We start from the raw sequence: 10,967 nt of genomic DNA on the forward strand, positions 1-10,967 counted from the left end.
CAAATCGCTGCCGCGGTGTGGATGTAACGCGCCGGAACAGAGATAGATATACTTGGAATTCCGGCCCGTTGGCGGTGGATCGCTCCGGCGTCCGTGCCGCCCCCGCCGGGCTGGCGAATCTGGTAGGGGATGCTTGCGGCCTCGGCGCTTTGGCGGAAATGCTCGATCAGCCGCGGATGTGAGAGTGTGGCCGCGTCGGCTACGTAGATGGCCGGGCCAGCGCCCAGCCGCGTGTTGTAGCGAATATTCTCTTCGCCGTCCCAGACCGGCAAATCCATGGCCGGGGTGCTGTCGAGGGCTACAGCGAGATCGGGGTTGAATGCGTAGGCCGCCACACCCGCGCCGCGCAGCCCGACTTCTTCTTGTACGGTGAAGGCTGCCAGCAGGTCAATATTCGGTGGGGCGTTTTTTAGCAGGGTAATCAAACTCGCCACGCCAATGCGGTCGTCAATGGCTTTGGCGCGAATGCTCGCATGGCTGCTCGCGCTAATTTTCTCGAAGCGCGTGGCAAAGGTAGCCCGGTCGCCGGGTTTGGCTTTTGCGCCATTGCTGCCAATGTCAATCCGCAGCGAATTAATCGGAATCGCCTTCTGGCGTTCTCCAGCAGTCGTGAGATGAATGGGTTTGGCGCCGATCACACCAGGGATTTCTTCCGCGCCGACCAGTACGGGTTTGCCGACCAATTGGCGCTCATCCAGCCCCCCGACGGCTTCGAAGCGAAACAGGCCATCACCATCGTCGCTGGTGAGCATAAAGCCAACTTCATCCATGTGGGCGGCGATCATCACCCGCGGGCGCGCTCCGGAGCTTGTGCCTGCTTTCGTAGCCAGTACATTGCCCAGGGCGTCGGTGCGGATTTCGTCGGCGTGGCCTTCGATTTCGGCCAGTACAATTTTACGCACGGCTTCTTCATCGCCCGAAACGGCGCAGGCATTGGTCAGTTTTTCGAGAAGTTGCAGGTCAATTTCCATGTGATTATTCAGTTGCAGGTTGCAAATTGAAGGTTAAACGTTCCATGAAGTCGGCTTCGAGCGCGGTCACAAAATCGGCCAACAAACGCCCGGTGCGCTGGATGTCTTTGAGCGAGATGATTTCCACAGGGGTGTGCATATAGCGCAGCGGGATGCTGACTACCATTGTGGGGATGCCCTCACGGGCAATTTGCAGGGCATAGGCATCGGTGCCGGAGTGGCGCGGCATAGGTTCGATTTGATAGGGGATTTCGAGATCGTCGGCCACTTTTTTGATGGCTTCATGCACTCCGGGGTGGATATTCGGTCCCCAGCCGAGGGTGATGCCCTTTCCCAGAGGGTAGGATTGGTGTTTGGGGGTATCCGGGCCTTGCGCCCAGGTCACGTCGATGGCGATGGCGAGCTGTGGGCGCAGTCCGTAGGCCGATGTCAGCGCACCGCTCATGGTTTCTTCTTCCTGCACAGTGGCGACAGCCCACACATCCCAGGCGTGGATGCGTTTTTGCAGCATCTCCAGGCAATGCGTCAGCGCGGCGACCGAAGCGCGGTTGTCGAGCGAGTGCCCGGCGAGCAGGTCGCTGCCCATTTCGATGGGTGGCTGGGCGAATGAAATTAAATCGCCAACGCGCACCTGGGCAAGAACTTCTTCGGGTTGCAGACCCGTATCCACGAGCAGATATTCCAACGGGACAGGCCCGCTTTTGGCCTCGGTGGGCAGCAGATGCGCCGGGGGCTGGACAATCACCCCTGACAGAGTCACGCGTCCATGCACGTTGACGAGTTGGCCGGGTAAAACGCGGTGGTCGAGTCCGCCAATCTCACTGAGATGGAGAAAACCATCCACGATCTTCGTCACCATCAGGCCGATAGCGTCCATGTGAGTCGCCATTAAAATGCTGGGGCGTGGCTCGGTAGATGTGCCGCGTTTCAGCCCGTGCAGGCTGCCGAGATTGCTGGTGTGCAGTTCATCGGTAAGCGGCTGCCAGCGTTGCGAAATTTTTTCACGCGCCGGACCTTCGTAGCCGGAGAGTCCGGGTTCGCTAATGAGTTCTTGCAGAAATTCGGAGAGATCGCTCATATTATGGGGTTGCGGTGGTCGGTGTAGGTACAAGGGGGGTGGCGCTCGGCGGCACGCTGGTGGATGTGGCAGTGGGTGGCAGGGTTGGCGCAGCCGTGGTGGCGGTGGCAGTTGGTGGCACTAGCGTAAATGTTGCTGTGGGAACCAATGTGGCGGTATAGCTGGGTACCAGCGTCCAGGTGACGGTGAATGTGGGTGTAAAGGTATACGTAAAGGTGGGGCTGGGAGTGATCGTGGGCGTGAGCGTTATTGAAGGGGTTGCAGATGGTGGTAAAGGGGTGATTGTGGGGTAGGGTGTTAACGTTGGATAGGGAGAAGACAGGTCGGGCGGTTGTGTTCCGGTGGGGGGCAGCGTGGCGCTGGCTGTCGCGTCGGCATTATCTTTATTGGGCAGGCCAGCCACAATCAGCCCGGCACAATAGCATGGCAATGTTGCCAGAATAATGCCAGTGAGAAGAACGCGCAAACGCGCCCGCGGAGGTGTTTTTTTTGCGATCATAGCCTTGTGATAGATGATAACACTAGCCCCGATGAGAAGCAAGATTGCTGTAACGGGGGACAATCACCAGAAAAAAGAATTAGCTGCTTGAATCCGGTGCAAGGGTTGTGTACAATGAATGGCATGATGAACAGAGTTTTGTCACCGCAAATGGGCAATTTTTTCCAGTGCGGCGAATGCCTAAAAAATAGGAGTTACTATGCACTACCGTCGATTGGGACGTTCTGGTTTAAAAGTTAGCGAAATTTCTTTGGGAGCCTGGGTGACGTTTGGCAGTCAAATTGACGCGGGCATTGCCAGTGAATTGATCCATACAGCCTACGATTTGGGGGTTAACTTTTTTGATAACGCCGATGCCTACGCCGATGGTCAGGCTGAGGTCATTATGGGCCAGGCCATCAAGGACATACCCCGCGAAGCCCTGGTGATTTCGAGCAAGGTCTTCTGGCCGACAATGCCAGGCCCAAACGGGCGCGGCCTGTCGCGCAAGCATATTATGGAATCCGTCCACGCCTCGCTGCGTCGGCTGGATACCGATTATGTAGACCTATATTTTTGCCATCGCTACGACCCCGATACGCCGATCGAAGAAGTTGTTTTTACGATGAATACGCTCATCCAGCAGGGAAAAATTCTCTATTGGGGCACCTCCGAGTGGACAGCGGCACAAATTTCGCAAGCTTTTGGCGCGGCGCGGCAATATAACCTGATTCCTCCTTCAGTGGAGCAGCCCCAATATAGCATGTTCCACCGCGAGCGCGTCGAGACCGAAATTGCGCCATTGGCGAAAGAACTCGGCCTGGGGTTGACCACCTTTAGCCCGCTTTATTTTGGAATTCTGACTGGGAAGTATAACGACGGGGTCCCTGACGGGAGCCGCGCCGCAATGGACAGTATGGCCTGGGTGCAGAATTATCTCACCCCGGAGCGGCTGGATATTGTGCAGGATTTGGCGTTGATCGCGGACGAGTTAGGCATATCTCAGGCCCAATTGGCATTGGCGTGGTTATTACGGCGCAAAGAAGTCAGCAGCGTCATCACCGGTGCGACGAAAATGAGTCAACTGAAAGATAATCTGGGCGCAGCTGATGCGATTGCGCTACTCACCGATGATGTTCTGGACGAAATCGAAGCTGTGATCAGCCACGAACCCGAAGAGTGAAAACAAAAAGCCGGAGTTTTGAACTCCGGCTTTTTGTTTTGGTAGTGAACAAATTATAAATCGTCGCCAGGGATATCAATCGGGGCGACTTCGGGGGTTTCATCTTTTTTTCGCAGGGTGAAGAAACCTACCGCAATGGGGATAGCTACAAAGATCAGGCCACCACATAGCATTGCAATACCCACGCCGGTAGGGACAGTTCCAGCATTGGTTACACCGTTGAGTTCAGACGTGTAGGGCATTACTCCCGCGGCAGAAACGGCTCCAAATATGCACAAAAACAGTCCAGGGCAGCCGCATAAAAATACCGCGGCGACGGTGGCGATCATTCCAGTTGTTTTCTTGTCCATGCTATTCTCTCCTTATGAGAATGTGTGAAGCTACAAAATAGTATTTAAATTGTAGCAGTTTTTCGACGCGTGGGTTAAATATATGACTATTTTCCTATCAAAAACACGATTATTCATAAATTGTAAATGAGACGTTGATTCCTCGAGTAGGTTTATCTTCGCTGCCGCCAGTGACTTCGGAAATTTGGGCTTCGATGGGAACGCCCTCATCGAGCAGCGGAGCCAGTTCGTCGGCGAGTTCAGGGCTGATATAGCCGACCTGATAGGCGATATATACGCCGATATTATTGTAACTGTACTGGTTTGGCTCGCGCAGCAGGAAGAGCGGCTGCCCGTTGTAACATAACGCGTTGATAATTTCTTGCCGGTCGGAGCCGTCGGGATTGGCGCGGGTGACGCCGGAGATTTTCGAGTAGAGGGTTTGCATAGGAGTTCAGGTTGAATGTTGAAGGTGGCAGGTTAGACGTGTTCCAGGTATTTTTGGATGGCGGCGCGGGTGTACGGATCCATAGGGAGTTGTTGCAAGGCTTCGGCGGGTTTCATCCAGAGATATTCCTGGGCTTCTTCGTTGAGTGTAACTTCAGTTGAATGGGTTTTACAGACATAATCGAAGAAAATATAGTGGCGCTGCTTCCAAAAATGCTCATCGTAGATGAATTCCTGAAACATTAGAAAAGCAATGTCGAATATCTCCAGGCCGGTTTCTTCGCGTATTTCGCGGCATAGAGCAGCTTCCATGCATTCGCCGAGTTCAATATGTCCGCCGGGGACGACGTAGCGGTCGCGCCATTTGTGGGAGCGCATCAAAAAGAGTTCGCCCTGCGGATTGAAGATCAGCGCGCCGACGGTAGGTTCGGGGTATTGTTGGGGGTTCATAAGGGTAAAAAATCCTGGTTGACAGTGTGCTCAGTTTGTGGAATAATTAGAACATAAAATCTATTAATTGAGAAGGAAGAATCGACGATGGGTGTTGCGCTGATATTTGCGGGAATGTCGTTTGTGGTTAGTTTGTTGAATCTATTTTTGGTAGCGTTGCTATTTTATCGGATGGAATTAGGACGGCCCGTTCTGCGTCAACAACTTGCTCCCAAGAAACTGATTATGACACCGGGGGTAAATGAGTTAGCAACTACTCTTTGGATGTTGGAAAACTAGTGGTTATGTGAGCCAAGCCCCCAGGCGGTAATTTTCGTGGCGTCAATATGTGCAAAGGGACTGTGTAACTCAACATCATATGTATGAATGTTAACATCTTTAAGTGTGATAGTCTTCTCTTCTTCTGCTTCTGGGTAGTCATTCGTTAGGTCACCATAAGTAAATTTGTAGGATACAGATTTTACAGCTGGTTCGATGGGGTTTTCTTTTTCTTGCTCTTTTATATTTCTACGTATATCTTTTGCCATTTCTTTTTTCGATGTCAATTGCCCCATTATTAATCCCTGTGGGAGCATGACCCAGATATTCATGGGCGGGAGTTGTTCCTTGTAGATGGCTACTGCTATGCGAAATAATTTCTCTGACATATTTTTTTCTCCTCACTGGTACTTTGGTCATAGGCACATGATGAGAGTATAGAAAAGTAGTTGCCGAATGTCAAGCAAGGGATTTTGCTATTCTTTGTCAGATTGATGGAATTTTCCGTAACAGGCACTTCTGAAAGTGCCTGTTACGTTATTTTTCGTTGAGAAATTCCCAAATGACATCTGTGGCGTTGATCCCGCCTACGCCGGGCAAGCCGGGCCAGTGGTGTCCCCCACCCTCGACAGTATATAACTGAACCGAAACGCCAGCTTTGCAGGCCTCCCAGCGTTCGGCGGTTGTGTTGCCCTGGCGGAAGAATTCCACCGCTTCGCCTGGGCAACCGTTGCGAGCGGCCCAATCTGCAGCCCAGGCGGGGATGGAGGGTTGGAAGTCGTCGCCGGTGTAGGGCACAATGGGGTCGGCGGTGCCGTGGAATGCGAGTATATTCAGCGGCGCGCTCGGAGCGCAGTTTTCGCCCCCATAGTAGGAACCCGCCACGGTTGCAATCCCGGCCAGCTTTTCGGCTAGCGCACAACCCAATCGGTTCGCCATCCCCGCGCCATTGGAAAATCCCACAATAAAGACGCGCTCCGCATTGGCCCCCAGATTAGAGATTGCGTACTGGATCACATCCCAGATGAAGGCAATATCTTCAAAACTGCCCGCCCCGGAAGCCATCCAGGCCGTGTTATTTTCCCAATAACCTTGCGGATAGATGACGATGAAATTGGCCTGGTCGGCTTTGTCGGAGAATCCGGGCAGGGAGGCCATTTCTGCGGCATTGCTGCCGCGGCCGTGCAGGGCGATGACCAGGGGATACAGTTGATCGGGCTGGTAGGGCGCAGGCAAATGGAGCAGGAAACTGCGTCGCAGACCCATCGATTGGATTTCAACCGTATATTCCCCGGTTTCAGCATTGGTTGGGGAAGGAACCGGCGTTGATGTGGATATCTGCGCGGTTGGCATGGCTGAAGGTGTGGGAAAAAATTCTTGTGACTGGCAACCAGCCGCAAAAACGCTCAAGGCGATCCACAGGATGAGATTACGGGGTTTGACCGTGTGCATTTTATGGTCTGGTTACAATCAAGTCGCACTCTGGAGAGTGGCCAAACGGATCTGAGCGGGTCATTGCTACCTCGTGTCCGCCGATTTTCCAACTGTCGCCCATATACAGGGTGATCTCTTGTTCCTGCCCTTTTGTCGTAAGGGTCAGTTCTGCGAAAGGAGTTTCATAATCCTCAGTCCATTCTCGGCCGATGGTATGTAGTTCGAGCGTTAAGGATTCTCCATTGATCTTTACAATCTGACCTTCCTGCATGGTGAACTCCTCGCCCAAAGATGCCTTTTTTGCAAGCGTACACGCAGTCAGCATGAGCAAGCATCCCAGCACCAGGCAAAAAAGCGCTATTCGGATGTGTTTGGACATGGCGGTTTCTCCTGGGTGAAGACTCAGCGATTTAGGGGCGGGCTATGAAAAACTCTAAATTTTGTATTCATCAAAGGAAGTGTGAACGATATTCTGTCATTGCGAGGGCGCAATTTGCCCGAAGCAATCTCCAATTATGAGTGCAGATTGCTTCGCTGCGCTCGCAATGACAGATATGGCGATATAGCTGATTGTTCAAGGTACTGTTGCCGAGTACAAAAAACTCTAAATTTCCTGTAAGCATAGCATACTTTTATTTCGCCACAGGGTAAAATGGTAAAATCGAGCACAAACTGATTCTCAGGAGAAAACCACATGTGCGGAATTTTTGGTATTGTCACCAAAGAGCAGCAACAACTCGGCCCCACGCTGATCGAAGTCGGGCACCGGCTCTCGTACCGCGGTTATGATACCGTTGGTGCAGCGACCATCCCCCAGAGCGGTAAAGTTGATCTGCGCAAGGATGTTGGCAAAGTGCAGGAGGTGGCCGACCGGCTCAATTTTCAGGAAATGACCGGGAAGCGTGCCATCTTGCAATTGCGCTGGGCCACCTTCGGAGCGCCCTCCTACACCAATGCGCAACCCCATCTCGATTCCGATGGCGATATGGTTGGGGCGCATAATGGCAACGTGGTTAACAACGTCGAACTGCGCCAGCAATTCATCGCCGAAGGGATGACCGTGCGCTCCGAAAACGACGGCGAAAGCTGCGTGCATGCCGTGGAACGTTATATAGATCAGGGCGACGATATCATCACGGCCATTCGCAAGGCCTATCACGACCTGGAAGGTGATTATGCCTTCGTCGTCGGGCGGTTGGGCGAAGACCGGCTCTACGCCATCAAAAAAGGCTCCGGGCTGGTGGCCGGAATCACGGACGAACTGACCTGCATCGCCTCCGACCTGCCTTCGATTCTACCGATCACGCGCCAGATCGTGCGTCTGAACGACGGCGAGATCATCACCTTTTGGGCAGGGGGTTATGAAATCCACAATGTGGAAGATGGCAGTCTTGTCGAGCGCGCCTCCGAAATCGTTGAAGATAGCATAGAAATCGTCCAGAAGGGCGGTTATGATCATTTTATGCTCAAGGAAATCCACGAACAGGCTCAGGTGGCGGGTGAACTCTTTCACCTGCTTGAAAATTCCAGCGACATCGAGCCGATGCTTGCCAAACTCAAGGCGGCGCGCAACCTTTATATCATCGCCTGCGGGACGAGTTATCACGCCGGGCTGCTGGGGTCGGTCTATTTTGCCAATCTCGCCGGACGTGTCACCATCCCCGTGCTTGCTCCGCAATTCATCGCCCAATATGCCCCAGCGGTTGGCCCCGAAGATGTGGGTATTTTCGTCAGCCAGAGCGGCGAAACCAAAGACGTGCTTAACGCCATTCAGGTCGCCGAAAAGCGCGGTATGGGTGTGCTGGGGCTGGTCAATGTAGTGGGTTCATCGCTGATGCGCGCGAGCGAATATTACGTCCCGCTGGCTTGCGGCTACGAGATCAGCGTTCCGGCGACGAAAACATTTACCAATCAGGTGGTGGGATTTTTGTATCTGGCCCTGCGGATGGGAGGTCATCCAACCGCTGCCCTGGCGAATCTACCCCAATGGATTGAGGCCACAATTGAAGCCGCGGAGAGTCAGATTTCCTCCGTAGAGGGGAAGATTTCCCCATGGGATGATCTCTACTGCCTGGGGTATGGCCTGACCTATCCCATCGCCCTGGAGGGAGCGCTGAAACTCAAAGAGATAACCTACGCCCATTGCGAAGGCATGCTCTCGACCGAGTTCAAGCACGGCCCGCTCTCGGCGGTTACAAAGGGCTACCCGGTGATTTTCGTGGCTGGCCCCGGCGATACTTCTCTGATTGTGAGCGGCATTAACGAAGTCACCTGCCGCGGCGGGCGGGCGATTGCCATCGGCGAAGAAGATGCTCGCCTGCGCGCCAACGCCGACGATCTGATCGTCATCCCCCGCATAGATGCTCCCGACTGGCTGCGTCCACATGTCGATGCGCTGCTGAGTGTGCTGCCGCTGCAACTGCTTTCGTATCGCATCAGCCTGGCGCGCGGCTTTGATCCCGATTTCCCCAGAAATTTGAGCAAGACACTGACAGTAGACTAGCCCGGAAAAGATAGTGCGGGGGGCCGAAGGCCCCCCGCACTATCTTTTTTGGATATTATATATTCCCAACCGAATACCGAACGACGAATGTCTATTCGCGCCGCGAAAGATCAAAACCGCAGCGTTCGAAACGCGAGAGCAAATCGCGCGGAAAGAGATTTTGTCCCCATTTACGGCAGATATGCTCGCTCCAGCCGTAGGTGTCGTAATTGAAAGTCTCTTCGCGATCTCCCAATAAATCGATCATGGCTTTTGAATCGCGATAATAGTTTTGGGCGCGGTAGCCTTCATCCATGATGTCCATCGAGCGTTGCACCAGTTCGTCATCGAAGATGGGATACTCGTCTTCGAAGAGTACAAATTCCAGGGGATAGCGCGGGCGCGGCGGTGGTGATTCCGCTGGGTAACCCATTGTCAGGCCGACCATTGGAAAAACACGTGGTGGCAGTTTGTATTGTTCGATGATCTCTTCGGCATTATATGGTATTTCGCCCAGGAAGCAGCTGCCCAACCCCAGGCTTTCGGCGGCCATGACCATATTCTCGGCCATCAGGGTGGCATCTTGCATCCCCAGTAAAATCAGCAGCAGGTCTTCTGCCACCATCGTCCAGCCGCAGCGCGCCATAATGCGCTCCCAGCGGTACACATCAACACAGATGATAAACAGAATGGGCGCGTGAAAGGGGTTATTCTTCAGATCACGCGTCATCAGCACGCTGCCAAGTTGCGAGGCAAATGGGGCCTGCTGACCGGCGCGCACTACCGTTTTGATGACTTCTTCAGAAGGCATTTCATCGGTATAACTGCGAATAGATTTTCGATTGAGCATATACTCAATCACAGAATTTTCGATCATTGCCGCCTCCGGGCTGTTTCTCCATGATTGTATACCAGAATCTGGCCCAAAGATCGGGATTTATTCTGGTGCTCCAGAAACTGCTGTTATTTGGACTGATCCCCACATTTATGATTGCACAGCCAGTGCTGCGCCAATAATTCCGGCTTCATTGCGCAATTGCGCGGGGACGACTTCTGTTTTTACAGTGATATGGGGAAGAAATTTGGCGTGATGTTTGCTGATCCCGCCACCTAAAATGATGAGATCGGGCCATAGGAGTTTTTCCATTATTATCAGATATTCGTCCAGGCGTTTGGCCCATTTCGCCCAAGAAAGTCCCTTTACTTGACGGATGGCATCGGAGGCGCGTTTTTCGGCGGCTTTGCCTCGAATTTCGATATGCCCTAACTCGGTATTGGGCAGCAGTACGCCATCTGTGAAGAGTGAAGTGCCCAACCCTGTGCCGAGTGTAATTAGCAGCACTACCCCTTTACGCCCGCAACCCGCCCCAAAACTCATTTCAGCCAAACCCGCCGCGTCGGCATCGTTGATAACGTTCACCGGAGAGTTTGTGGTTTGTGAAAAAAGCTGCGCCGCGTTGATATTAATCCAGGCATCGTCAATATTCGAGGCAGTCCGCACAACCCCGTGCTGTATCGCCGCCGGAAATCCGCAGCCGATGGGGCCTTGCCAATCAAAGTGGCGCGCAATTTCAGCCACTGTATTGGCAACAGGTTGCGGGCTGGGCGGTTGAGGGGTCTCAATGCGGTAGCGGTCGGTGAGCATTTTGCCCTTTTTAATATTTACGGGGGCGCCCTTGATGCCTGATCCGCCGATGTCGATGCCTAATATTTCCACGCAACTTTCCTTTCTATCAGGTCTTACGCACTTTCAGTATATTTTTCATCGTTTTGCGTAAGTCCTGTCTATTTAGAGTTGCATATTATAACGCTTTACACACGGCATCCGCTTCAATTTCGACGAGCATTTCAGGGTCA

The 10,967-nt window shown here is 53.1% G+C and carries 13 protein-coding genes; 2 read left to right on the forward strand and 11 right to left on the reverse strand.

Annotated elements, in window-relative coordinates; translation table 11 throughout:
* The 3 genes from HN413_17700 to HN413_17710 all read right to left on the reverse strand — a co-directional run.
* Positions 1 to 971, reverse strand: a 971-nt coding sequence (locus HN413_17700; GenBank protein MBT3392236.1) for a M42 family peptidase, incomplete at its 3' end; no start/stop codon positions are given.
* 4 nt (positions 972 to 975) lie between these two features.
* Entirely contained in the window at positions 976 to 2,049 is a 1,074-nt protein-coding gene (locus tag HN413_17705) for a M42 family peptidase (protein MBT3392237.1), read from the reverse strand.
* A 1-nt stretch (position 2,050) separates the two neighbouring features.
* Positions 2,051 to 2,548, reverse strand: a complete 498-nt coding sequence (locus HN413_17710; protein ID MBT3392238.1) for a hypothetical protein — start codon at positions 2,546 to 2,548, stop codon at positions 2,051 to 2,053.
* 199 nt (positions 2,549 to 2,747) lie between these two features.
* Between HN413_17710 and HN413_17715 the strand changes: the two genes are divergently transcribed.
* Positions 2,748 to 3,710: an aldo/keto reductase gene (locus HN413_17715; protein ID MBT3392239.1), complete on the forward strand. Its 963-nt coding sequence runs from the start codon at positions 2,748 to 2,750 to the stop codon at positions 3,708 to 3,710.
* A 53-nt stretch (positions 3,711 to 3,763) separates the two neighbouring features.
* Here the strand turns inward: HN413_17715 and HN413_17720 are convergent, their stop codons facing one another.
* From HN413_17720 to HN413_17745, 6 genes are all read right to left on the reverse strand, one after another.
* The gene (locus HN413_17720) at positions 3,764 to 4,060 is read right to left on the reverse strand and encodes a hypothetical protein (protein ID MBT3392240.1); all 297 of its coding nucleotides are present in this window, start codon (positions 4,058 to 4,060) and stop codon (positions 3,764 to 3,766) included.
* 109 nt (positions 4,061 to 4,169) lie between these two features.
* On the reverse strand, positions 4,170 to 4,487 hold the full coding sequence (locus HN413_17725; protein ID MBT3392241.1) for a hypothetical protein: 318 nt from the start codon (positions 4,485 to 4,487) through the stop codon (positions 4,170 to 4,172).
* A gap of 32 nt (positions 4,488 to 4,519) precedes the next feature.
* A complete protein-coding gene (locus HN413_17730; protein MBT3392242.1) occupies positions 4,520 to 4,936 on the reverse strand; it encodes an NUDIX domain-containing protein in 417 nt (138 codons plus the stop codon).
* 275 nt (positions 4,937 to 5,211) lie between these two features.
* Entirely contained in the window at positions 5,212 to 5,583 is a 372-nt protein-coding gene (locus tag HN413_17735) for a hypothetical protein (protein ID MBT3392243.1), read from the reverse strand.
* Between the two features lie 148 nt (positions 5,584 to 5,731).
* Positions 5,732 to 6,646 carry a hypothetical protein gene (locus tag HN413_17740; GenBank protein ID MBT3392244.1) on the reverse strand — a complete coding sequence of 305 codons (915 nt, stop codon included), beginning with the start codon at positions 6,644 to 6,646 and terminating at the stop codon, positions 5,732 to 5,734.
* A 1-nt stretch (position 6,647) separates the two neighbouring features.
* Positions 6,648 to 7,007: a hypothetical protein gene (locus tag HN413_17745; protein MBT3392245.1), complete on the reverse strand. Its 360-nt coding sequence runs from the start codon at positions 7,005 to 7,007 to the stop codon at positions 6,648 to 6,650.
* Positions 7,008 to 7,322: 315 nt separating this feature from the next.
* Between HN413_17745 and glmS the strand changes: the two genes are divergently transcribed.
* Positions 7,323 to 9,131, forward strand: a complete 1,809-nt coding sequence (glmS, locus tag HN413_17750) for a glutamine--fructose-6-phosphate transaminase (isomerizing) (GenBank protein ID MBT3392246.1) — start codon at positions 7,323 to 7,325, stop codon at positions 9,129 to 9,131.
* Between the two features lie 91 nt (positions 9,132 to 9,222).
* Here glmS and HN413_17755 read toward each other — a convergent pair whose 3' ends face one another.
* Together HN413_17755 and HN413_17760 are read right to left on the reverse strand one after the other, a co-directional pair.
* Entirely contained in the window at positions 9,223 to 9,987 is a 765-nt protein-coding gene (locus HN413_17755; protein MBT3392247.1) for a hypothetical protein, read from the reverse strand.
* A gap of 108 nt (positions 9,988 to 10,095) precedes the next feature.
* Positions 10,096 to 10,827 carry an ROK family protein gene (locus HN413_17760; protein MBT3392248.1) on the reverse strand — a complete coding sequence of 244 codons (732 nt, stop codon included), beginning with the start codon at positions 10,825 to 10,827 and terminating at the stop codon, positions 10,096 to 10,098.
* Positions 10,828 to 10,967 lie beyond the last annotated feature (140 nt).

This window comes from Chloroflexota bacterium, from assembly GCA_018648225.1.
Lineage (GTDB): Bacteria > Chloroflexota > Anaerolineae > Anaerolineales > UBA11858 > NIOZ-UU35.

Excerpts from the sequence above, each read along its gene's own strand:
- HN413_17705 (MBT3392237.1), bottom strand. The coding sequence starts at position 2,049 with ATGAGCGATCTCTCCGAATTTCTGCAAGAACTCATTAGCGAACCCGGA.
- HN413_17710 (MBT3392238.1), bottom strand. The coding sequence starts at position 2,548 with ATGATCGCAAAAAAAACACCTCCGCGGGCGCGTTTGCGCGTTCTTCTC.
- HN413_17715 (MBT3392239.1), top strand. The coding sequence starts at position 2,748 with ATGCACTACCGTCGATTGGGACGTTCTGGTTTAAAAGTTAGCGAAATT.
- HN413_17720 (MBT3392240.1), bottom strand. The coding sequence starts at position 4,060 with ATGGACAAGAAAACAACTGGAATGATCGCCACCGTCGCCGCGGTATTT.
- HN413_17725 (MBT3392241.1), bottom strand. The coding sequence starts at position 4,487 with ATGCAAACCCTCTACTCGAAAATCTCCGGCGTCACCCGCGCCAATCCC.
- HN413_17730 (MBT3392242.1), bottom strand. The coding sequence starts at position 4,936 with ATGAACCCCCAACAATACCCCGAACCTACCGTCGGCGCGCTGATCTTC.
- HN413_17735 (MBT3392243.1), bottom strand. The coding sequence starts at position 5,583 with ATGTCAGAGAAATTATTTCGCATAGCAGTAGCCATCTACAAGGAACAA.
- HN413_17740 (MBT3392244.1), bottom strand. The coding sequence starts at position 6,646 with ATGCACACGGTCAAACCCCGTAATCTCATCCTGTGGATCGCCTTGAGC.
- HN413_17745 (MBT3392245.1), bottom strand. The coding sequence starts at position 7,007 with ATGTCCAAACACATCCGAATAGCGCTTTTTTGCCTGGTGCTGGGATGC.
- glmS (MBT3392246.1), top strand. The coding sequence starts at position 7,323 with ATGTGCGGAATTTTTGGTATTGTCACCAAAGAGCAGCAACAACTCGGC.
- HN413_17755 (MBT3392247.1), bottom strand. The coding sequence starts at position 9,987 with ATGATCGAAAATTCTGTGATTGAGTATATGCTCAATCGAAAATCTATT.